35 protein-coding genes are annotated in these 19518 nt (G+C 39.2%); 4 read left to right on the forward strand and 31 right to left on the reverse strand.

Features of this window, described 5'->3' with window-relative positions; genetic code table 11:
* Window positions 1-4: 4 nt before the first annotated feature.
* From BK579_RS20250 to BK579_RS20260, 3 genes are all read right to left on the reverse strand, one after another.
* Window positions 5-421 carry a hypothetical protein gene (locus tag BK579_RS20250; protein ID WP_078548618.1) on the reverse strand — a complete coding sequence of 139 codons (417 nt, stop codon included), beginning with the start codon at window positions 419-421 and terminating at the stop codon, window positions 5-7.
* Window positions 422-524: 103 nt separating this feature from the next.
* Entirely contained in the window at window positions 525-743 is a 219-nt protein-coding gene (locus BK579_RS20255) for a hypothetical protein (protein ID WP_078548619.1), read from the reverse strand.
* Entirely contained in the window at window positions 718-1566 is an 849-nt protein-coding gene (locus BK579_RS20260; protein ID WP_078548622.1) for a ParM/StbA family protein, read from the reverse strand. The genes BK579_RS20255 and BK579_RS20260 overlap by 26 nt, the downstream gene beginning before the upstream one ends.
* A gap of 147 nt (window positions 1567-1713) precedes the next feature.
* Between BK579_RS20260 and BK579_RS20265 the strand changes: the two genes are divergently transcribed.
* The gene (locus BK579_RS20265) at window positions 1714-1974 is read left to right on the forward strand and encodes a helix-turn-helix domain-containing protein (protein ID WP_407936256.1); all 261 of its coding nucleotides are present in this window, start codon (window positions 1714-1716) and stop codon (window positions 1972-1974) included.
* 38 nt (window positions 1975-2012) lie between these two features.
* Here the strand turns inward: BK579_RS20265 and BK579_RS20270 are convergent, their stop codons facing one another.
* The 12 genes from BK579_RS20270 to BK579_RS20320 form a co-directional block, all read right to left on the reverse strand.
* Complete coding sequence (locus BK579_RS20270; RefSeq protein WP_078548625.1) at window positions 2013-2306, reverse strand: hypothetical protein; 294 nt, start codon at window positions 2304-2306, stop codon at window positions 2013-2015.
* A gap of 98 nt (window positions 2307-2404) precedes the next feature.
* Entirely contained in the window at window positions 2405-2599 is a 195-nt protein-coding gene (locus BK579_RS20275) for a phage holin (RefSeq protein ID WP_078548626.1), read from the reverse strand.
* On the reverse strand, window positions 2599-3306 hold the full coding sequence (locus BK579_RS20280) for an N-acetylmuramoyl-L-alanine amidase (RefSeq protein WP_078548629.1): 708 nt from the start codon (window positions 3304-3306) through the stop codon (window positions 2599-2601). The genes BK579_RS20275 and BK579_RS20280 overlap by 1 nt, the downstream gene beginning before the upstream one ends.
* 91 nt (window positions 3307-3397) lie before the next feature.
* Window positions 3398-3664 (reverse strand): hemolysin XhlA family protein, encoded by a 267-nt coding sequence (locus tag BK579_RS20285; RefSeq protein WP_078548631.1) that lies wholly within the window; start codon window positions 3662-3664, stop codon window positions 3398-3400.
* 33 nt (window positions 3665-3697) lie between these two features.
* Window positions 3698-3859 (reverse strand): hypothetical protein, encoded by a 162-nt coding sequence (locus BK579_RS25825; protein WP_169891202.1) that lies wholly within the window; start codon window positions 3857-3859, stop codon window positions 3698-3700.
* Window positions 3860-6229: a phage tail protein gene (locus BK579_RS20290; protein ID WP_078548633.1), complete on the reverse strand. Its 2370-nt coding sequence runs from the start codon at window positions 6227-6229 to the stop codon at window positions 3860-3862. It abuts the gene before it with no gap.
* Between the two features lie 154 nt (window positions 6230-6383).
* Window positions 6384-6713: a hypothetical protein gene (locus tag BK579_RS20295; protein ID WP_078548636.1), complete on the reverse strand. Its 330-nt coding sequence runs from the start codon at window positions 6711-6713 to the stop codon at window positions 6384-6386.
* Window positions 6713-7978 carry a LamG domain-containing protein gene (locus BK579_RS20300; protein ID WP_078548638.1) on the reverse strand — a complete coding sequence of 422 codons (1266 nt, stop codon included), beginning with the start codon at window positions 7976-7978 and terminating at the stop codon, window positions 6713-6715. Before BK579_RS20300 ends, BK579_RS20295 begins: the two co-directional genes overlap by 1 nt.
* The gene (locus BK579_RS20305; RefSeq protein ID WP_078548640.1) at window positions 7978-8289 is read right to left on the reverse strand and encodes a hypothetical protein; all 312 of its coding nucleotides are present in this window, start codon (window positions 8287-8289) and stop codon (window positions 7978-7980) included. Before BK579_RS20305 ends, BK579_RS20300 begins: the two co-directional genes overlap by 1 nt.
* Window positions 8290-8291: 2 nt before the next feature.
* Window positions 8292-8696 (reverse strand): phage tail fiber protein, encoded by a 405-nt coding sequence (locus BK579_RS20310; RefSeq protein WP_078548643.1) that lies wholly within the window; start codon window positions 8694-8696, stop codon window positions 8292-8294.
* Between the two features lie 90 nt (window positions 8697-8786).
* The gene (locus BK579_RS20315) at window positions 8787-10256 is read right to left on the reverse strand and encodes a right-handed parallel beta-helix repeat-containing protein (protein WP_078548646.1); all 1470 of its coding nucleotides are present in this window, start codon (window positions 10254-10256) and stop codon (window positions 8787-8789) included.
* A gap of 16 nt (window positions 10257-10272) precedes the next feature.
* Entirely contained in the window at window positions 10273-11148 is an 876-nt protein-coding gene (locus BK579_RS20320) for a hypothetical protein (protein WP_078548649.1), read from the reverse strand.
* Between the two features lie 171 nt (window positions 11149-11319).
* Between BK579_RS20320 and BK579_RS20325 the strand changes: the two genes are divergently transcribed.
* Complete coding sequence (locus tag BK579_RS20325; RefSeq protein WP_078548652.1) at window positions 11320-11550, forward strand: hypothetical protein; 231 nt, start codon at window positions 11320-11322, stop codon at window positions 11548-11550.
* Window positions 11551-11578: 28 nt separating this feature from the next.
* On the opposite strand, the gene BK579_RS25830 is transcribed toward BK579_RS20325, so the two are convergent.
* Window positions 11579-11740: a hypothetical protein gene (locus tag BK579_RS25830; RefSeq protein WP_169891204.1), complete on the reverse strand. Its 162-nt coding sequence runs from the start codon at window positions 11738-11740 to the stop codon at window positions 11579-11581.
* 66 nt (window positions 11741-11806) lie between these two features.
* On the reverse strand, window positions 11807-11935 hold the full coding sequence (locus BK579_RS26830; RefSeq protein ID WP_268876530.1) for a hypothetical protein: 129 nt from the start codon (window positions 11933-11935) through the stop codon (window positions 11807-11809).
* A 330-nt stretch (window positions 11936-12265) separates the two neighbouring features.
* Here BK579_RS26830 and BK579_RS20335 point away from each other — a divergent pair, with 330 nt between their 5' ends.
* The gene (locus BK579_RS20335; RefSeq protein ID WP_078548659.1) at window positions 12266-12502 is read left to right on the forward strand and encodes a hypothetical protein; all 237 of its coding nucleotides are present in this window, start codon (window positions 12266-12268) and stop codon (window positions 12500-12502) included.
* Complete coding sequence (locus tag BK579_RS20340; protein ID WP_078548662.1) at window positions 12502-12672, forward strand: helix-turn-helix domain-containing protein; 171 nt, start codon at window positions 12502-12504, stop codon at window positions 12670-12672. The genes BK579_RS20335 and BK579_RS20340 overlap by 1 nt, the downstream gene beginning before the upstream one ends.
* 6 nt (window positions 12673-12678) lie before the next feature.
* Here the strand turns inward: BK579_RS20340 and BK579_RS20345 are convergent, their stop codons facing one another.
* From BK579_RS20345 to BK579_RS20415, 14 genes are all read right to left on the reverse strand, one after another.
* Window positions 12679-12966 (reverse strand): hypothetical protein, encoded by a 288-nt coding sequence (locus BK579_RS20345; RefSeq protein ID WP_139365129.1) that lies wholly within the window; start codon window positions 12964-12966, stop codon window positions 12679-12681.
* 35 nt (window positions 12967-13001) lie between these two features.
* A complete protein-coding gene (locus tag BK579_RS20350; protein WP_078548666.1) occupies window positions 13002-13295 on the reverse strand; it encodes a hypothetical protein in 294 nt (97 codons plus the stop codon).
* A gap of 23 nt (window positions 13296-13318) precedes the next feature.
* Complete coding sequence (locus tag BK579_RS20355; RefSeq protein WP_078548667.1) at window positions 13319-14077, reverse strand: DNA-methyltransferase; 759 nt, start codon at window positions 14075-14077, stop codon at window positions 13319-13321.
* Window positions 14058-14240: a hypothetical protein gene (locus BK579_RS25835; protein WP_078548669.1), complete on the reverse strand. Its 183-nt coding sequence runs from the start codon at window positions 14238-14240 to the stop codon at window positions 14058-14060. Before BK579_RS25835 ends, BK579_RS20355 begins: the two co-directional genes overlap by 20 nt.
* Before the next feature lie 49 nt (window positions 14241-14289).
* Entirely contained in the window at window positions 14290-14487 is a 198-nt protein-coding gene (locus BK579_RS20365) for a hypothetical protein (RefSeq protein WP_078548672.1), read from the reverse strand.
* A 61-nt stretch (window positions 14488-14548) separates the two neighbouring features.
* Window positions 14549-14746 (reverse strand): hypothetical protein, encoded by a 198-nt coding sequence (locus BK579_RS20370; protein ID WP_078548674.1) that lies wholly within the window; start codon window positions 14744-14746, stop codon window positions 14549-14551.
* A gap of 56 nt (window positions 14747-14802) precedes the next feature.
* Complete coding sequence (locus BK579_RS20375) at window positions 14803-15093, reverse strand: hypothetical protein (RefSeq protein WP_078548676.1); 291 nt, start codon at window positions 15091-15093, stop codon at window positions 14803-14805.
* Between the two features lie 58 nt (window positions 15094-15151).
* Window positions 15152-15334, reverse strand: coding sequence for a hypothetical protein (locus BK579_RS20380; RefSeq protein WP_235848492.1), 183 nt, complete (start codon window positions 15332-15334; stop codon window positions 15152-15154).
* A gap of 220 nt (window positions 15335-15554) precedes the next feature.
* Complete coding sequence (locus BK579_RS20390) at window positions 15555-16127, reverse strand: sigma-70 family RNA polymerase sigma factor (protein ID WP_078548685.1); 573 nt, start codon at window positions 16125-16127, stop codon at window positions 15555-15557.
* Window positions 16128-16136: 9 nt separating this feature from the next.
* Window positions 16137-17099, reverse strand: coding sequence for a tyrosine-type recombinase/integrase (locus BK579_RS20395; protein WP_078548688.1), 963 nt, complete (start codon window positions 17097-17099; stop codon window positions 16137-16139).
* A gap of 16 nt (window positions 17100-17115) precedes the next feature.
* A complete protein-coding gene (locus tag BK579_RS20400) occupies window positions 17116-17463 on the reverse strand; it encodes a hypothetical protein (protein WP_235848493.1) in 348 nt (115 codons plus the stop codon).
* A 38-nt stretch (window positions 17464-17501) separates the two neighbouring features.
* On the reverse strand, window positions 17502-17795 hold the full coding sequence (locus BK579_RS20405) for a hypothetical protein (protein WP_078548693.1): 294 nt from the start codon (window positions 17793-17795) through the stop codon (window positions 17502-17504).
* Window positions 17796-18016: 221 nt separating this feature from the next.
* Window positions 18017-18325, reverse strand: a complete 309-nt coding sequence (locus BK579_RS20410; protein ID WP_235848494.1) for a helix-turn-helix domain-containing protein — start codon at window positions 18323-18325, stop codon at window positions 18017-18019.
* Window positions 18326-18421: 96 nt separating this feature from the next.
* Entirely contained in the window at window positions 18422-19381 is a 960-nt protein-coding gene (locus BK579_RS20415; protein WP_078548694.1) for an HNH endonuclease signature motif containing protein, read from the reverse strand.
* Window positions 19382-19518: the final 137 nt, after the last annotated feature.

Below are 19518 nucleotides of genomic sequence, written 5' to 3' on the forward strand. Positions count from 1 at the left end.
CTCCTTAGTTTAAATTCTGAAATATCTTATCGACTTTATCCATTCCGTAGGGTAAACCAAGTAAAAGTAGGTATATAATTAGGTAACTAAAGAATTGTTTTTTCGCGCTGTCTACTTCACCGTTAGTCATTGACTTAATCGTATCTATCCCGCCTTTAAAGATGATGACCCATTTTCCAATTCCAACCAGTTCTCCGTATAGTTTCTTAGCTTCGAGATCAATCCCTCCGCTCACAGGAACTACTGCTTCAGCAAACGCGTAATCAAATCCACCGCCTGCCGCGAAAATAAATATCGTTGTTCCTACGATTTTGTAAACAATTCCGTACTTTTTGAAATGACGTTCTATTTTCGTTTTGATATCAACTTCGCCTCTGTTCATAAACTCACTTACCGACATAACCTCCGTTTTTTGAAACATTTTTAAATTCCTCCTCAGATTTTCATGGTGTACTTGCATTTTTTCGATATCTCTCGCATAAACTGACGGTGATGAACGTCAGTGTCTTAGCCCCTCTCTATGCCTACAATAAATCGCTCATAAATTGGTTATTAACCTCAGGTTCCATCGGCTGATGAGCGTGGAATACGAGCCCTCCGCCACCTTCTAAATCCCTTTGTATCAAGCGTTTAATATATGATGAGAAATTCGACCGCTTGCTAGCGTGTTTTAACAGTGCCAACTGGTCGGGATCTTCACGATTAAACGCGACACTCTTAATTGCTAAATCTTTGCTCGCCATAAGTAGCCCTCCCGATGTTGTAAAACCCGACTGCATTTGCGTAGATTGGCTTTACAATTTTCATTCCGTTACCTTCCTTTAATACCGGCTTAATGATTTCTGCGTGAGGATAATGCGCTCGAATCGGCTCAGCCAACTGTTCCGCAATCCCTCCGACTAATAAAACCTTATCGCCTTTCTTCCATCGTTTACTTGTTTCCCTGGCGATACCTCTCGCTAGTTCCGTTAAATCATGGTTGCGGATCGTATTCATCCCGAAGGAAAGTGTAAACGAATCTTTATTTAAATACTTCTTATTAATAATAGAGGCACAGTTAACTGTCGCACTCCCTACGTCAATAATTCGAACCATCCCGTCACATGGCGCACTCCAGAAAGCAGCTCCGCCTTCTGCTGCGACTTCACATCGCTTAATCGTGAATGTGCGTACTTTATCGTTTACTACGATAGTGTGTCGCCCTTCAATCATTTCCTTAATCGCTTGCTTTTCGCCTGGCGTGTGTTTTGCTATCGGCTGCCCTACGATAATGTTGTATTCAGCCGAGTTGCTATACCGATGTAACCCGAGTAACACACGAATCAATGCGTCCTCATGCGCCTTAGTGTCCCCCATGATTGCGCCTCCGAAATCGGATTCAAGCGCCAGTGTGCCTGCAAACCCTTTTCTCCCTTTGTATTCGAAAACCATATCGTCCTTACCGTGCTGACTTTCGAGATTCCTTTCAGTGTATTCACCTATCTGCGACGAAAATTTATCTAATCCAATAGGACCCGCAACTTTAACCTCGTTGTTGCCCCAATCGAAACCAACAGTCATTGCCATACCGATCACCTCACGTAATATTAAGCAGTTAATAACTAATTGAAATTTCTTTAATTCGTTATTTACCAGTTATTAACTTGTTGCTTAATAAATGATATGCGCCTACGCTTGTCGATGTTTCACTATTTTTTCCTAAGTTTAAAAAAAGTGAAAAAAGGACAGACTGTTTTTAAAAAAGAAAGAGTGATAGACGTGTTTGGACTGGGAAAGAAACGCAGTAAATTCGGTAAGTGGTTGGATCGTGAAGGATTAACGCAATCAGAGGTAGCTAAGAAGGCGAAGATTAGTAACCAGACTATCTCGAGATACTGTAGTGGGGAAGATGAGCCGAAGATTTCAACGTGGGTTAAAATTCATAGAGCCTTGAAGTCGATGGGTTACGATAAAGATTATACGGATTTCTTTTAAACGCAAAAAAGCGCCCCAACCGAAGTTGAGGCGTTGTTTTATTTGGATTCAATTTTATAGTTAAGGCGAGAAATACCTGTTGTAGTTTCGTTAGTATTGGAGATAATTTCGCTCAGACCGATTAAGACTGAACCGAAGAAAGCGGAAGAAAGAATGCTAGCCAAAGCGTATAGCAATCTTAAAGGGTGAGGATCTTCGTACATATACCCTTCAGTTAGTCCTGGTGTATATGTCTTTAACGTAAAAGCAATATATAATCCCGCAATGATTCCGACTACAATAATAGCCCAGCCGACTAACTGCATCATTCCGATAACTTTATTCTGATTCATACATAACGCCTCCTAGTAATTTACCAAAATTATACTCTACGTTATGTATATACGCAAGGACGACAGAAAAGATTCCGTCATCCCCGCAAATATTTCGTTTATTTTTCGTCCTTAAACCCGGAACCACTCGTCGGGTTATTGATAACCCCCGCAAGTACAAGTACCGTCAACACCGCATTAACCACCTCGTTGTATTTATCCTCGGTAATTTCTAGTCCGAACGATTGAGCAACGATAAGCCCTAACGATGCAACTGCGATCCACAATGCGTAATTTTTAAAACGATTCTTCATTATTTCTTCGCCTCCTCAACGATATACGTGTTATAGCCGTCCTTATTTAACTTAGCCGCTAGCTTTTCTGCGTTATCTTTACTCGCAAAAGCTCCGACTTGTACTTTGTAGAGCACGTTCGACTTCGAAGCGACTGGCTTCGGTTTTGGCTCGGGCTTGCGCTTCAGTCCGTAGAACTCCGCCAAAGCTTTTGCGTTAGTTTCTCCGCAAAGCTTACGAAAAGCGTCCGACTTTAATTTCGGTAAGTCGATCTTCGAATCCATGTAACCGTGCTCGATTAATATGGCGCTCATCGCTGTTTCACGTAATACGTGGAAGTTTGCTAGTTTAACGCCACGATTCGCAAGTCCAGTCGCTTTAACTAATGCTGCCTGAATCTTATCCGCTAATTTGCGAGCTTCTTTCGGGTTAGTCGAGTACACATATGTCTCGATTCCGGTGTGATCACCCATTACTCCACGGAATGCGTTAGCGTGCAAACTAACGTAAACGTCTACTTTTAGCTTATTCGCTTTCTCAGTGCGCTCATTTAGCGATACATCGTCGTTCTTGGCGTGTGCAAAATAAATCTCAGCACCTTCGTATTTCTCGAGTTCAGCCTTCATAACGTCCGCTACTCGGCTATTAAAGTCAAATTCTTTCATTCCGTCAGGTGAACGTTTACCCGGCGTATTAGGGCCGTGGCCCGCATCTATCATAATCTTCATGGACAATCATCTCCATTTCGTATAAAATGAAATCAAGGTCGGCGCCGTAATTTTGAACGTGTCCAGCGAGCAAGTACGGCCGCCGACTGGTTTAATTGAAAACCGCAATGCTTATTGTTATTAGTAAGCCCGCCACGGTTAAAATCGTTCCCCACACCCACTTCGTATTCGCCTTCATATCACGTATTTGTTCACGATTTTCATTCGACAAAACTAGCGCCTTATCTGCCTTCTCATCCGCCTGCTCCGCCTTGTGCTTAACTTCGTTCAAAAAGTCTACTTTCGTATCAATCCGAACAAGCCATTCACGTATATCCGCTATCTTTTCGCTGAGTTCTCGACTACTTGGCTCCGTCATCGCTCCGCCTCCTCCCGACTAGTTATCTAACGCCTACTCGGCAGGACCGTCTTTTTTGCACTCACTTTTACACTTTTCTTGCTCCGCTTGAAGAATTTCTAATTGCGAATGAGCTAAATCTAAATCCAGTGTTAAGTTTGCGATTCGATTGGCCTGTTTTTGAACCGTTAATTTCATTACATCTAATTCGTTCATTTACGATACCCCCATCATTTGTTCTAACGCTTTGATCCGTTTTTCTTTTGCTTGATTGTCAATAATGACCGCAGTTAACACTGACATTACTTGTACTCCAAGCGTTTCATCTTTTCCGGTCAATACGAAGTGAGCCATAGGTGAGTTAATGTTTTCATCTGCGATAATACCGAGTTGAATACTGGCATAATCGTTTTCATATATGGCCTCTTCTACGGTTCTATCTACTAAGCGAGTTTGAACCTCTCCGTTTGCATCAAGGTATTCTTCGCCTTTTTTGTATACATAGGTGTACGTTTTTAAGTTGTTAATGAATTCAATTGCATCTTCTGTGGTAATACTCATTGGTGTCATAGTACCGATTGCAGGATCATATGGTTGAATTTGTTTAATATCGGATTTTTTAACTAAACTAGAGCTTTGAATCGTACCATTTACCGCATATACAGCTTCCCAAGGGAATGACGGACTTCCTAATTGGATACTTCCCGAATCAGTGACCGGCCTAAAGTATTGTCCTCCTACATCATCCGTTTGTACCCTTACCCGTGTGAAAGGAGTTAACCTATCATCACCTAACACCAGTCCGTATGCGTTAGAATCGTTAACCACCGCTCCAACTCGCAAGTGTGAATTATAATATGCGCTTGAAGATGTGCTAAACTTAGCGAGTATTCTTTCCGCTTGGTCTACGTAACTACCGCCCACAAAGTTAGAAGTGATAACTAAATCACGCAAAGCAGCGATTCTGATATCTCCATCATCGTACATCTTGATATTGCTGTAGTCGTTATATTGTGCTGAACGGTATGCAAAGTCCACGTAAGAATTCGGTAAGTTACCTTGTGGATTATCATTAGCCGGGTAAGGTGTCATTACAAAGTAGTTGCCCGATGCTGTGGACGATGTATTATCCATTCCGTTCGCACCTAACGCAAATCTAGGAACGTCTACACTACCGCCTGACAATGGCCTGAATCCCATCGATATCTTTTGAGTTTCACTATCATAAGCTGCGTAATCATCTAATTGAATTTTTACACGTTTACCGGTAGTAGCTGTCTGAAGCAAAGCGCCTGTGAGCGTTCCAATAACCGTGATGTTATTTGCGTTCAACTGACCGCTTGTAATTACGTCTGCTACGATTCCATCTGCTGTGATGGCTGTTTTAAACGTAGATCCACCGTCCACACTGATTCCTAATCCAGCAGAGTTAAAGAGTACGAGTTTATTAACGTTATCTTTCTCACGAGCAATAATTCCGTTACTAAACTCTAGCTCCGTTTGTGCGCTTTTTAAAGCCTCCGTTGCTACCCGGACCGCTTCATCCAATACGTTGTATTTCAACTTGTTGCTATTCGGGTCCCAAAACTTTTCGATTTCATTCTTCGTGTGTTTGAATAACACGTCTGCGAAATCTTCATTAAAATTAGCTAGTGTAACCTGTGGTGACTTAGGCGATTCGGGATAATCTCTTATTTCCATAATACGAGCCACATCGTCAATGTTGGATGGCTCCACGATCAGATAACCGCAGTCACCTAAACCAGGCGCTGGAAACGGGTAGCCAGCCTTTGATAAGTCAGCGAAATCAACCGTAATGCTAACGTGTGGAGTGTCATTTAGCTGCGACTTTATATAATCGAGCAGTGTGGATGAATTCGTAAATCGCTCGTCATATACTGGTTTAGCATGGCGCACTCCATACACATCAGCCATCGGACTTGTATATTCTGCGGTTGCTGCATACGTCCCATCATCGTTTTGCTTACCGTAGCCTTTGATATAAGTCGATAAGCCACTGGTATCAATCGTCTTAGAGAACGTTTTGATATTATGCTTATAGCGGAACTGGAAATCCGTTTCAACACCGATCTTCTTGTGGATCCTAATATCATTTCCAACGAGCTTATATTCGGCCTGGTATCGTTCAAGAATCGTTTTAAATAAGCTTAATGCGTTATCATCCCCGAAGTTTGAAAAGGTAACAGAGCTGAATACGTCCACAACTGAATGCGTGTAGGGAGTATTAGCTAACGCATGACTAAGCGCCTCCTGAATCGATTTGGCACCGTCTGATAACTTCGTATATTGATAGGTGTCTATGATGTCAAAGAATGCGTGGTCGGCTTGTATTTGCTTCACAGGTGTATCACCGATTAACCGTTGCTCAATGTGTTTAATTCGGTAAGTGTTATCGTCATACTCAATCACGCATTCATCCTGGACCATATCGAAACTGTGTGCGTTGCGTTCCGTTTTAAGCAATAAAAAAGAGAGCGAATCTTCACCATTCACCCTCTTCACACGTTCTATACTTTTATAATCGGTTAACCTTTCGGAAAGACCGGATAGATCAGTGATTATCATTTAACCACCTCATTTCCTTTTATACCACACTTTTTGCATACCCATACTTTCTTAGGAGGATTTGACATTAATAGATAATTTTCATACTCCTTATCATGTAAACATGCCAATATACCACCACCTTAAAAACTATAAAAATATGATTTTATTGCGTTTATACACCAGTAGGATTAATCGTAATATTTCCCGTAAAGATAGTTGATACGTTCCCGTACTGGTCTGTCACTTCGCATTCGTGATAAAACGTACCTCTTAGCGAAACTGTGTCAATCGGAACTAACTTAATCTGTATCACACCGTCACCCACAATCGTAATATCGGTTTTTAATAAATCGTTCTCTGTGGAGGTAACACGTTTTTTCATTACCCATTTAATGGTTGCACCCGATAAGTTTAACGCTGTTCCACTGTCATTTGTAACATTGACCGTGATATTCTTCGTATCTCCTGCAATCATCGTAAAACTCTGATTTGTCGCTGTCATTAATGTATCAACCCCTTTAAGTTGACGTTTAGCTCTTGTTTACCGACTAAGTAGACGTTTAATACTTGCTGCCCTTCTAGTCGCATCGTACCGATTAACTCAATCTTTTCACCCGGTATAGCTTCAAATGTACTCGTTCCGATTAATTCCGCATCCACAATATAAATCATAGAAGGATTGGCGGTTAACGTACCCTGACCGAATAAAGAAGCGTTCCCTGTGATTTCTTTTGTGACTTCGGCTGTAATCGAGCCTGAACCGTTCATCGTGGAATATCCGCTAACCACTCGCAACCCTTCGGCTACAATCGAACTAACACCCGTTAAATTCGCTTCACCAGTGATAACTGTTACATTGCCTGCGATTGCGTTAAGCGTTCCTTCTCCGTTGAATGTAGCATTAGCTAACGTTACACGTTGCCCGCTCGTATTTAACGTTCCTAGACCGCTTAAAATCGCTTCTGCGAGGTGTACAGCATTACTCGATGAATCGGCTGTTAGTGTACCACTACCTAGTAATGAAACGTCACCCGATACAATCCGTTGAATCGTAGCTGTTAACGAGCCTTGACCAAGTAGCGAACCATTGGCGAATGTTTCACGATTACCACTTACTGTAACCGTTCCTAGACCGTTTAGAGTGGCTGTTCCTTCGTGAGTGGTAGTAGTACCGCCTGTTCCATCGTCTACCCACGTTCCACCATATAGAGTTGCGTGGTTTCCGTTTCCACTTGTATCATAAAGCGTAGCACCTGTTCCTTCATCCATTAACCATTCTGCGACCACAACATTATTTTTAAGGATTGTCGTATCATACAGATTACCTTTAAAATAGTTGCTACCTGATGACCTTGCTATATAAAGTGGTCTCGTGCTACCGCCCGTAGCGATAAGAGAAAAAGACTTAGCAAGAGAAAACTGTTCCACACCATCCAAATAACCTCTAAAAATCGCTCCATCATATTCATAAGAAATCGTATGCTTGTTTGTGTCGGTAATAGTGATAGCTGAACCAGTTCTAGGGTTATCTCCTGTGTATTTAAAAGAATAAAATTCAACTTTATTGTCTGTGTATTCCCAAATTATCGAATACGCATCGCCACCATCAACAGCTTTTGATAGTAAGTATTTTTGTGATGATGATAAGTCACTAGGGGAAAACGTTATGGAAATTTTAAAATGATTTGTTAAGTCCAACCCTATATGACTGTCTCCAGCTACAACTGCGTAATCGTCTACGCCATCCAATTGAACGTTATAAGCCATCACATCACCTCATAGGTTTCCGCAATTACACATGGCTTTTTATGTTGTTCATCATGCGTACAATCGTGTTTATCAATCTTGGATTTCAACTTATGCTTATCAACGTGTTTTTTCATATCAGCCCATAAACCAAACTCGTCTTTGCTGTCATTTAACCAAGCTTCAAAGGCGAAAGATTCTTCGCCTGTTTCAATATCCACAATATTCTGCGTGTCTAACTTCCACAGCGTATATTTGTTAATGTCAGATACAATTAAATCTTTGTCGGATTGTAATTTCGTTTTGATATTTCCTCTAATGGACTTCTTCATAATTAATCAAGTCCTACTGTTAAGTTACCTGCGCCAATCTTGAAAATGTCACCGTTTGCCACTGTCTTACTCGCAGATAATGCGCCATGCCATAATAAATTCCCTGCTGTTGAAGCGTCATAGATTGAAACGTGTGAGATTGTTAGACTACTAGCACCATCGTAAGTCCACGATAATTCAGCAGAGTTTGTTACCGTTGTTGAGTTTGCTCCGCTTACTGGTGCGTTGAACGTCGCTTGTTTACGAGTGTAGGCAGGGTAAGCGGTTGTTGTAACTTCTGAACCTCCTGCATCTGTCGGATCAGCCGTATGAAGGGAAACGTAAACTCCCGCAGGTGCTGTCATTGCAGTACCACGTAACACATGATTTAATAACGCACTTTCGAGATAATTCGATAATTTAGACATTTACAACACTCCTTTAATTTTTATAAATAAAAAAGAGGACTAAATAAGCCCTCTGTGATACTCGATATTTTTCTGAAACAAAGACATATTTTAAACAATAGTACCTGTTGCATCTACCCAATTCGTACCGTTCCATGTAACAAGCTTACCGTTTGGTGATAGTGTACTATCTAAATACGTATAACCTATATCATTAATGGTTAAAGTAGGTCTCGATGTTGTTGGTATCATTCTAACACCTGTTTGTCCAAAAGGGCGCCAAGTTCCGGGAGTTCCTGCCGTGATACATTTCCATCCCGCCCACGCACCTATTGTAGTATTCGTGTTGTGTATTGTATCACCTACAGCCCACGTTCCCGATGTTGGTATTTCTGTCCCAAAAGTGTGTTTTTTTCCACCAAGATAGTAGTATGACATTCCTTTAATATTTGCATAATCAAATTCCAATGCGTTCTGTAGATAGGAATCATATACTACTTTATTTGTTGGTAGTTTAACAGATAAACCAGTTGCGTTTTCAAACTTTAACTCACCATTATATATTTGTAACTGTGGATTGTTAATGTCTGAATAGATAGTTTCAACAAATTGTTTTGTTGCTCCTTTGCTTTGAAACACTGAGCTACCATCTATGTTAGACATTTTCGAGATATTTTGTGCGTATATATAATATTCAAATGTTCCTGTTGCGGGTGCATAAATAGTAGTCGATATAAATTGGAAACCACCACTATATAAAAACGTGCAACCTCTTTTTTTCCAATCCTCTATGTTACAACCAATAAAGATAATATTATATTGTGATTGCCCTTTATTACTATCTTCAAATTGTCCGTTATTTCTACCAAAAACACCCCAATAATCACCACTACCGCCAAGTCCATTACATGATATTAAAACTGCATTTTGGTAAACTCGATAGCCGACTTTACCTGGTGCTATATAATCAACGTAACAGTTTTTAAGTGTTGAGGTGTTTAAACCTGCTACTTCTATTCCATGTCCACCACAAAAAGAAACAAATACTTCATCATATACGTTATTAAAATCATACGGTGAATACACACCTTTACCTTTCATATTAAGAACTCGTACACGTTCTATTTTACATTGATATTGTTCTTTTGTTGTGTCCCAATTTATACCGTTCTTAGTATTATCATATATTGTTAAATCTCCTGCATTATCACCTTGTATGGTTAAATCTTTTATTTTTGCGAATCTAAAAAAGTCATTTAATGGTGCTGTTATACCATGACATCCTACAGGCTTTAAAACAGTAACATCAATTCCTTGCCCTATAATCTCAATCATAGGTTTTTGAATAATTGGATTAGTATAGGTTAAATCCCCTGCAGGTAATAGAACCCTACCTCTCCCGATACTATTAATTGCCTCGTTAATCGCTTGACCCCAATCGTTTAAATCTGTTTTAAAGGTTGTTGCGTATGCAGTTGAAACATCTTCTAATTTTCTGTTTGAAACCCCAATTTCATCGCTTAATTTTACCTTCGTGTTTCGATTCTCGATCATATCACTTGGTATTCGTTTGATTGTCATTTGTTTTCACCTCCACTTAGTACAGTAAATTAACAATACCTGTACCATCTTTAAACTTTAATTTCCCGTCAGCGGAATCAATAAAAATAGACTTGTTAGGCACTTGAGTTGTTGCTCTTTCTGCAATAACAGTCGGTGAACCAAGACTTATTTTATCAGCTACTGCACCGTAAATATCAACGCCCTTTGTCTCACTCCAACTGATAATTTGGTGGTCTGTTGTTCCTCCACCTCTTACCTTTAAAGCCATTGCATTAGCATAGTCCATGTTTGACACTAATTGCACCATGTATGTTTGGTCTGTTCGACTTGCAAATAATTGTATAAGGTTTCTGTCGAATATGACAGGTCTATAATTAGTGGTATTGATAAACCCTAACGTTCCACCTGTATTCGTTCTATTCGGCATAAACAGAGAAATACTTTGATTATTAGCAGTAAAATTAATTCCATACCCTTGATACCCTACAATTTCACCGGGAGATAAAATAACATCTGCACAATTGTTTAAAAAGATACCGTCTTTCGATCCGCCTTCTGGTGTAAATCCGTCAACTTTACCACCATAAACGGAATCGAGATAAAGACCATAGCCTCCACCTTGAGACCATCCTTCATTAATCTTTAAATGAGTAACAAAATGAGTATCTCCAGTTGTCTGTTTTGTGCGAATATTATAAGCACCTACATTAGAACCAGTTCCCATAATATCAGGGTTATTAATGTTAATAATGTATGCCCCAAAGTTATCTCCACCTGTTGCGCTTGTTTCGATTAACATACCTGTTACCGCTTTATCACCTTGCGTTATTTTAGGTTGATTAAATTCACCAAACCACAACCCTGCCACATGAATACCGACCGCACCATCTAACGCAGATAAAAGCTCCACACATTCGATGACAGTTTGCCGATTGACCCGCGTATTTACAGCCCGGTGCAAGCAGGCAATTCGTTTCGTTGGTTGACGTCAAAATATCGTCACTCCCTCCGTAAATTTTTAGTCATACATCGTCACCCTCGTGCATATACTGTATTAACAACGCAAAGGGAGATGGTTTTAGTGAGTCAACGTAAATTAAATATCGTTAAAGAATGGTTCGAAAGTCAATCGGATATGCCGACTGAGGTTCGTGATTTACTCGTTAAGGCAATGAAAGACGAACAAGGGCGATTGGATCGAGCTAAACAACGTAAGGAACGGGCTGTCGCACATAAAGCTAAGTACGGTGACAAAAAGGTGAATCAATTAGCTATCTTAGCGGACGCTATCATCCTTGAAAAACGTAAGTGAGTCGTTATCGGCTCGCTTTTTTCGTTGTTCACTCATCGAATTTGCCTTCGCTAAGGTAATAGTCTAATAACGTGTAGATACGGTGTGCTTCGGCTCTTGCTGCCGTAATTTGATGTGACTGGTTAAGTTGATCAATTTCGAATAATTGCAAGTCGATAAATCGTTGTAGCTTCTGCTTGCTAACCGACATTTGTGATCACTCCCTTTAATATGATTATAGACTTCGCATAAGAAAATAGGGCATCAAATGATATTTTCATTGAGTTTTATCTTGTACTTCAAAAGCCATAATTCCTGTTAATTTTCCATTTATAAAATAAACTAATGTATATATCCCATTCCATTCTGAGATCACCTTGGAAGTTGTGTTAACCTTTATGTCCATTACCCGACTCCTCAACTTTAAAAATTTCAATAGTATTCACTATGTCGTTATCATTCTTCATTGCGTTATATATCCTTTCCCAATGACTCTTCATATTCACTAAACCCTCGCATACTTTCGCATTACTTTTATTTTTTGTTACAACTATCAATGCTGGCGCATTATCAAACTCTTTAGTCCCTGCGTAATAATCGCCATTTACTTTGATTAAAAAATTGACCATAAAATCACCTCGAAATATTTTTTTTAAAAGTATATTGACATGCGATAACGCACATGATATATTATATACAAGAGATGCGATAACGCATAAACAAGGAGGAAAACAAAATGACAAGAATCGAAAAGCTTCAAACAATTGCTAATGAAAATGGGGTTAAAGCAGCAATTAAAGAATTAGGAAACAACATCTTCGCTAACATCAACGGTGTATCATTCAAAGTACAAGGGCTTGGAACATTTGAAGCAAAATGCAAAGAGTTGAAAAATTACCAAGCACCTGAACCAATTGACTTAACAAGTAGGCTTACTAAAATTGAAGAAAACACAGTAAGGATGTTAGGGTAATGAATCAATTAGATAACATTATAGGCGTTGAGGAAGCTTCCAAACTTTGGGGGCTTTCCTCTGGATACATTAAAAACCTTTGCGCGAGTGGCAAAATTCAAGCTAAGAAAATCGGTAAAACATGGGTTATTCTAAAAGATCAACCTAACCCTTCAAAGTCCTCTAGTTGAGGGCTTTTATTTTTTAATTGTTTCGTATAATGCCTTAGTTGCAGTATTTAACATTTCGTCATGTGCTTTTTTATAGCAGTACTTACCTTCCGTGTCACCAACAAGAAACATTGCCTCTATATTGTGAATTGAAAGCAATGCCCTTTCGTATCGCTCAACCTTTTTCAATGTCTTAATATGACTGTCGATCATTCTCTCCCACCCGCCCCATCCCACAAAATCTTCAATAGGTAAGTCAGAAATTTCTTTTAATTCTTCTTTTTTATTCAGCAATTCTTTTAAAGTAAACATCACTTCGATTCCTCCTTTTTATCATTAGTTTTATTCAGTTAATTAAAATCAGTTCTGTCAGTTTCAATTAAATGTAAAGCATCGTTTAATATTCCTCGTCTCATGTTCTTCATAGAATTTATGACAACTTCGTATGCTTCTTCCGTTGATACGGGATAATTTTTTTGAATATCTATAACTAAATATTTAACAAAATCTAATGTTTTTTTATCCGTTTTACTTTCTGGTTTTTGTAATTTTTGAATAGTATTTATAGCCATTTTCGCAACTTCTCCAACATCACTATTATCAACCAAATACCATAATTCAGATAACGTTTTATCTACTCTCATTCTTTTTCACCTTCTCATTCAAATCACTTTTTTATTGAGTTTTGTTTATATGCTTCTTTTATTCTTTCATTAGCAATCTCACAGTAGTCCCATTCTTTTTCGATCCCTATAAAATTCCGATTAAATTTAATAGCAGAAACACACTCAGAACCGCTACCGACAAAAGGAATTAATAAAGTATCACCGATATTGGAACTGGCTTTTATAATTCTTTCGCATATCTGCAAAGGTTTTTGAGTAGGATGATTTACCTTTTCCTTCTTCTTTCCAACTAAGTTCGGAATTTCCCAAACATCATCAGGAACTTTGCCGTTCGGGTTTAGCCTTTTATCTTTGTCTGCGTATTTACTTAACACTCTTATTTCGTCCACATTCCAAGTGTGATTATCAATGTCTTTTACACAATAAAACAAGGGTTCGTGAGATAATTTAAATTTCTTCTTAGGTGATACCCCGCCACTTCTGTACCATATCAATCTGTTTTTTATATCAATTACATCCCTTAACATCAAATCAATATACGCTCCCATTTGCTGAGAACAATATACGTACATTGAACCAGTAGGTTTTAAAACTCTGGTAAACTGATTAAGACAAGTTTTCATAAAAAATAGATAATGTTCTTCTGATTCAAATACAAAATCAAACTCTCCTTTTACTTGATAATAAGGAGGATCAACTATTATTAAATCCACTGAATCATCGTTTATCTGTGTCATCCACTCCAAACAATCTCCATGAAGAATCTTGTTCAAAAACTGTTCATTCTTTATACCGCCCATCTCCCTCGCTTTGTTTTTTTATACCCATTAATTCTTTTACCGCTTTATCGGAAAGTGTATTAAAATATGAAACTAAAATCATACCACATTCAGGACATGTAGCATTATTAGGTAATTCCATACTACGAAACCCACATTCGCAGTTATATCTCAAAAAAGCCACGCTTCATTCCACCTTTCTACTAAGCTATAAAATCCATATTTTACTTAGTTTATTGACAATACTTATCGTATAACCTACAAACTTCTAAACGTAATTCCTCTTTTTCCTTTTGTAGTTGTTCGATTGTATTAAATAGAAATTCCATATCTTCCACTTCATCTTTTGAAAATCCATAAACTACACCACTACGAACTTCAACAAAAAACTTTGAATACGATTCTTTTAATTCTTTGATTTTACCTTTCATTCATTCACCAACTTTCTGAAACAAATCGCCTTTTTATAGCAAACTTTACCCGAACTGCGAACTACATTTCATCAAGATTTAACGCTCCAATATGGATATTTAGGTTATACTTCGTTTTACCTGATTTACTTAATTTATAGGTAGTAAATGTTCCGTTCGGACTTTTAGAAACGAATACCCCTCTTGCTATTTCGTCTCTCGTCTTTCCTTCTGACTCCATTTGTTTAATCCATTTACTGATTTTTTCATCATTATCCATTTTCAAACTCTCCTTTACTGCGTACTTTTGGTCATAAACGCTTTAAAATTCATCTTTTACTGATTTCTCCAATTAGTTCCCGAACCTCCACAATAAGCACAACTATAATCAGAATTAGGAGGTTTCCCTTTGCCTTCACATATTTTACAATTTTCGTTATGACCTAACGCTTTCTTGCAAATTAATTCAACATGCCCCGACGTTGAGTTTTGAATGACTAACTTTAATGCTTTTCGATACACTTCATTTTCTTTCCGCAATTCCTCAATCATTTCTCTACGTTGTTTCAGTTCTCTACAAACAAAATCATAATCACCTTTAAGTAGTTGGTATTTTGTTGATTTCATGTTTCACCTACTTTTTCTATAAATTTTGTCTTTGATCGCTCTTTCTCCGAAGCGCATATTAAAGGTCTTCTCTATTACCAACCTTACAAACTAAAATTACCTCTTTTTTATTTACGAATAGTTCTGTATCACATTCGTCATTTGTTATTGCATAATGATATGTCTTCCCTTCATAAGTGCCTGTGATTTCAAATAACCCCTTTTGAACTTCTCGTTTTTTGAATCTCACAATATCGCCCATTTGGAACATATTCTAACTCTCCTCTGTCATTTCGGATTTTTGGTTAAAACTGAATCAAATAACTCTTTTATCTCTCTTTTGGCCCGACGAATGAGTCTAACCAAGCGAAAAACTCTTCCATTTCTATTTCGAATTGTGTCATATACGTTAAACCTCCCTCTCTTAACTAAAATGCGAAGGATCCATTCCAAATATTTCAGCGATATCTTCTCCGCCACGATCAGCAATATATCCCTCTAGCTTTCAATTTCTTGATAGCCTTCTTTAATATCAAGTGCACGCCCTGGTGCGATAATCCCATCTCGGCTCCTAGCTCGCGGAACGATACTTCGTTTAATCGCGCACTTATAATGTAACGCTCCCTTTCGTTTAACGCGTCGAGCATTCGTGATAAATCCGCTTCAGTGATCGCCTCATCCTCAACGTTAACTGGCGCAGATACCTTTCCGAATAAAGACTGCTCCCCGAATTCTTTATCCGCCCAAACGACATTACTGTTAATTCGAATACGCTCACTTGTCGGTATGTGCATCGATATATGAATCGGGTTATTTCGGTTAATCTCCGACATTATCAAGAATCGAATGTTCTTAAAAGCGTAAGTGGAAAACGTAAATCCTTTTGATTCGTCGAATTTCTCCGCTGATTCCCATAGCGCAATCGTACCGACTTGAATGAGATCGTCTAAGTCGATTCCCTTTCGATTCGCAACTGTACGAGCGTTATCGTGGCTGCCGAATAAATTCGTTATTACTTTGTGTACTAATCCGATGTGTTCCGTGTAATCAATCATTGTTGCCTCCTATTTAAAATCGTCTGCCGCCATTCCGAATATCTCTGCGATGTCCTCCTCGCCTCGATCCGCCAAGTACGAAGCTGTCGTCGAAATGTCGTTATGATTCGCTAGTGTTTTCAGTTTTTCAATCGGCACATTCTTTCGGGATAGCACCTCGAGTCGGGTGTGCCTGAAGCAGTGTGGGTTAACGTGAATCTTTTTGCCTTCTCTAATCGTTAGCATTCGGCCAAACTCGTCACACCAATAGTTAAACGTTGACGGGTGAACGAATCGTTTACTTCCATCTCTCATAACCTTTACGAATAGCTCGGGTATATCGTCCTCACCGCGCCACTCCAGGTACTTGACGATAATTTGCCTAGTATCATCGTCATAATACAATTTGAATTTCTTCTGCCGTTTGCCGATGACAGTATTGGTTGAAAACTTTTCCGCCAACCCCTCTTTTAATACTTGGTGTACTTCGTTTCGTCTTGCTGCACTTGTGTACGATAACATTAGATATACCGCTTGAACTAACTTACCTTGGTCGAACAAGGTATCGCGGAGCCAGTGAACCTGCTCCTCTGTTAGAAACGTAATTTCTCTCACGGGTGCTTTCGGCAATCCTTTTACTCGAGATCCAACGTTAAACTCATAATCGTCAGTTTCGTCATCATCCGCAAAATATTCGAGTGCAGACCGTAATGTACTCAGTAACCGGTTAACCCTCGCGTTACTCATCTGCATATCTTGGAATAAAATCGCCATGTTGCGGATGTCCTTACGAGTGAGCTCCGTTAATGCCTTGTTATCATAGTGACGATAGATAATCGTTAAGATAATTCGCATATCATAGTTGTATTGCTTTAACGTGTTGACCGTTTTCTGTTGCGCCTTCTTTTCGGTTAAAAAGTCTTTGACCAGTGCTTTGTTTAATCTGCTTATCTTGGTGTCGTATTCAACCGCGTTGACAATGATACGACCCATCGGTTCGCCTCCCTTTTTATAGCCAATCGTTTAAATCTTCGTCAGCAATCACCGGATGACTTACCCGTGCAGTTCGTGCCTGTTCGCGTTTTACTTCGGCCAATATTCGCGGTAAGATTCGTGATCGTTGATACGAAAACATGAATGCGAAGTTGAGGCCCGGATACTGTTTCGTCGGCTTATATTCCGCAAAACATTCGTCAATAAATCGTTTAACAACATCTGCGCCAAATTCTGTGATCATCGACTTGAGCCAACGACCTTCGACGGCATGATTACGAGTTACATAGTCGATTCCATACAGCTCTGTGTGGCGTTGTTTTAGGTGCTCCCGTAGAAGCGTTACATCGCTCTTTTTAGCCACTTTATCACCTCCGATACTTATGTGGTATTACTCAGTAGTTATCGCGTTAATTTCGCAGTAATTTCACGCTCAAATCGTTTTATTTCGTCTACGAGGTCTAATAAAGTGTTAGCGCGAGAATCTCGTATGTGTTGGTTCATTAGCCAATCCGCAGCTTGAATGATGTTTGGAAAATAAGCAACCTCACGCCATTCTTCTCGGATCTCCGTCGCCATGCCTTCTTTCCATCGAGGTGATTTCGTCGGGTCAATGGTTATACTTCTATTAATGATTACATTTAACGAATCACTAGTAATTTTATAATCGTTATTTATAACAATGTCTAAAGCCATATCGCTTTTCCTCCTTCCTTAAAACATTGCAACTCATTCCAATCGTTGCTACCTTCTTTTTTCGCGTAATATCTTTTATTAAATATTTACGCAGATAATATATAGTAGCAGTGAGTGGTTTTTACTCGCTGCAATCTTTTAATCTAGTTCTTATAGTTCTAGTTATTATTTAGTTCTAGTTAGTGTGACGTCGAGCCGTGTGCGGCTTAACGGCGTGACCTCTACGTCACATGGCCGAATATAGCTAAATGACTGACTGGGAGTATCGTATACCTAACGTTATCCCACTGCTGTGTTTCGGTTTTTCTTACCTGCTCCTTCACAACTAACGGCTTACCGTTCCATCGATACTCACATAACGACTTTATCCTTCGGTTAGCTGTCTCGCGTTTCACCTTCAGTCGGTCAGCGATCATGTATTGCGTTGGGTAACATTCACCGTTTGCATTCATGAAAGCTGCGATTGTGCATAACGTCTGCCATCGCTCAGGACCCATATCTGCGATTAGTCCGCTGTGAACTGCATCCACGTACATTTTCAGAAATATGCGGGTTTCTTTTTTACCTGTTGTCGCGGAGTATTCCGACTGTGTTTCGACTGATACTAAGTTTTTATCGGACACTTGTTATATCACTCCCTTATCGTTAACATCGCAAGGGTTCGCGTGACACCAGTAAACATACTCTCGATACTCTTTTACGGTCATAGCGTTTGCCGACGCCAGCCAATCGATTAGAGTATCGAAACGTTCTTGCGATAGCTCGAAGCGCTGCCTATTAGCTTCGAACCATTCAAAAATATTGTTACAGTGTTTAGATATATTTAAGTCGCTTCTTAGCGGAATCATATTACCGTATGTTGTTCCGCCATGACCAATCGCTAACGGTATTACGTGATCCATATGGTAGGTTTTATCTCCGGTTAGAGCGCATCCACTAAAAGATAATTTAGTGATTTCTAACTGCTCCGTTGTCAAGTCGTTTAAAAGATTACTTTCTCTAGCTCTCCTTATATGCCCGTATACATATAATTTATCCTTATTTCTATCTCTCCATTTTTTACCCACTACCTTACAACGGTCCTTATAGCTTTCGTTATTAATGAGATTATTTCTCACTCTGCCCTCTACGCATCTATTACATTGAGGCTCTAACCCAAATACGAATTCTCCCTTTCTCTTCGAGAAGTTTTTTAATTGCTTACTCTCACCGCAAGTCGAGCATGTTTTGAAGAAATTATCTTCTAGCGGTAAGAACCCTTTTTGTGCTAAAAACAAATGAAAGTTTTTATAATTATTCTGGACATACCTGCCTACACTGTAATACCTCTCTCCGAGTACAGCATTGATATCAACTTTCCCTTCATCGTAGCCTTTCCAGAGTAGTGCTTCTAATTCGTCTTCTTCCCATAACCACTCATATAAATCTTTACTTTGATGTTTATCGTCGCCATCATCAAAAGGTAAGTATATCTCCAGCTCTCCGATATCCACTAGTCTGCATATCTTAGAGTGGTGCACCCCTATCATTTCAGCTGTTTTAGTTTTTGAAAAACCTGCGTCTAGCAATTCTTGCGCGGATTCCACAAAACCACCTCCCTACTATATTAGACGAAACGAAACTCCGACCTCGCGCAGTTTTTTAAAAGTTTACCGTGTGACTTTTTCGTCTTACACTTATATTGACGCGCCAATACCTTATCTCGGACATTTTCGGCACAAAA

This window comes from Litchfieldia alkalitelluris, assembly GCF_002019645.1.
Taxonomy (GTDB): domain Bacteria; phylum Bacillota; class Bacilli; order Bacillales; family Bacillaceae_L; genus Litchfieldia; species Litchfieldia alkalitelluris.

Coding starts and splice junctions, on each gene's coding strand:
- BK579_RS20250 (WP_078548618.1), bottom strand. CDS start 421: ATGTTTCAAAAAACGGAGGTTATGTCGGTAAGTGAGTTTATGAACAGA.
- BK579_RS20255 (WP_078548619.1), bottom strand. CDS start 743: ATGGCGAGCAAAGATTTAGCAATTAAGAGTGTCGCGTTTAATCGTGAA.
- BK579_RS20260 (WP_078548622.1), bottom strand. CDS start 1,566: ATGGCAATGACTGTTGGTTTCGATTGGGGCAACAACGAGGTTAAAGTT.
- BK579_RS20270 (WP_078548625.1), bottom strand. CDS start 2,306: ATGAATCAGAATAAAGTTATCGGAATGATGCAGTTAGTCGGCTGGGCT.
- BK579_RS20275 (WP_078548626.1), bottom strand. CDS start 2,599: ATGAAGAATCGTTTTAAAAATTACGCATTGTGGATCGCAGTTGCATCG.
- BK579_RS20280 (WP_078548629.1), bottom strand. CDS start 3,306: ATGAAGATTATGATAGATGCGGGCCACGGCCCTAATACGCCGGGTAAA.
- BK579_RS20285 (WP_078548631.1), bottom strand. CDS start 3,664: ATGACGGAGCCAAGTAGTCGAGAACTCAGCGAAAAGATAGCGGATATA.
- BK579_RS25825 (WP_169891202.1), bottom strand. CDS start 3,859: ATGAACGAATTAGATGTAATGAAATTAACGGTTCAAAAACAGGCCAAT.
- BK579_RS20290 (WP_078548633.1), bottom strand. CDS start 6,229: ATGATAATCACTGATCTATCCGGTCTTTCCGAAAGGTTAACCGATTAT.
- BK579_RS20295 (WP_078548636.1), bottom strand. CDS start 6,713: ATGACAGCGACAAATCAGAGTTTTACGATGATTGCAGGAGATACGAAG.
- BK579_RS20300 (WP_078548638.1), bottom strand. CDS start 7,978: ATGGCTTATAACGTTCAATTGGATGGCGTAGACGATTACGCAGTTGTA.
- BK579_RS20305 (WP_078548640.1), bottom strand. CDS start 8,289: ATGAAGAAGTCCATTAGAGGAAATATCAAAACGAAATTACAATCCGAC.
- BK579_RS20310 (WP_078548643.1), bottom strand. CDS start 8,696: ATGTCTAAATTATCGAATTATCTCGAAAGTGCGTTATTAAATCATGTG.
- BK579_RS20315 (WP_078548646.1), bottom strand. CDS start 10,256: ATGACAATCAAACGAATACCAAGTGATATGATCGAGAATCGAAACACG.
- BK579_RS25830 (WP_169891204.1), bottom strand. CDS start 11,740: ATGTCGGTTAGCAAGCAGAAGCTACAACGATTTATCGACTTGCAATTA.
- BK579_RS26830 (WP_268876530.1), bottom strand. CDS start 11,935: ATGGACATAAAGGTTAACACAACTTCCAAGGTGATCTCAGAATGGAAT.
- BK579_RS20335 (WP_078548659.1), top strand. CDS start 12,266: ATGACAAGAATCGAAAAGCTTCAAACAATTGCTAATGAAAATGGGGTT.
- BK579_RS20340 (WP_078548662.1), top strand. CDS start 12,502: ATGAATCAATTAGATAACATTATAGGCGTTGAGGAAGCTTCCAAACTT.
- BK579_RS20350 (WP_078548666.1), bottom strand. CDS start 13,295: ATGAGAGTAGATAAAACGTTATCTGAATTATGGTATTTGGTTGATAAT.
- BK579_RS20355 (WP_078548667.1), bottom strand. CDS start 14,077: ATGGGCGGTATAAAGAATGAACAGTTTTTGAACAAGATTCTTCATGGA.
- BK579_RS20365 (WP_078548672.1), bottom strand. CDS start 14,487: ATGAAAGGTAAAATCAAAGAATTAAAAGAATCGTATTCAAAGTTTTTT.
- BK579_RS20370 (WP_078548674.1), bottom strand. CDS start 14,746: ATGGATAATGATGAAAAAATCAGTAAATGGATTAAACAAATGGAGTCA.
- BK579_RS20375 (WP_078548676.1), bottom strand. CDS start 15,093: ATGAAATCAACAAAATACCAACTACTTAAAGGTGATTATGATTTTGTT.
- BK579_RS20380 (WP_235848492.1), bottom strand. CDS start 15,334: ATGGGCGATATTGTGAGATTCAAAAAACGAGAAGTTCAAAAGGGGTTA.
- BK579_RS20390 (WP_078548685.1), bottom strand. CDS start 16,127: ATGATTGATTACACGGAACACATCGGATTAGTACACAAAGTAATAACG.
- BK579_RS20395 (WP_078548688.1), bottom strand. CDS start 17,099: ATGGGTCGTATCATTGTCAACGCGGTTGAATACGACACCAAGATAAGC.
- BK579_RS20405 (WP_078548693.1), bottom strand. CDS start 17,795: ATGGCTTTAGACATTGTTATAAATAACGATTATAAAATTACTAGTGAT.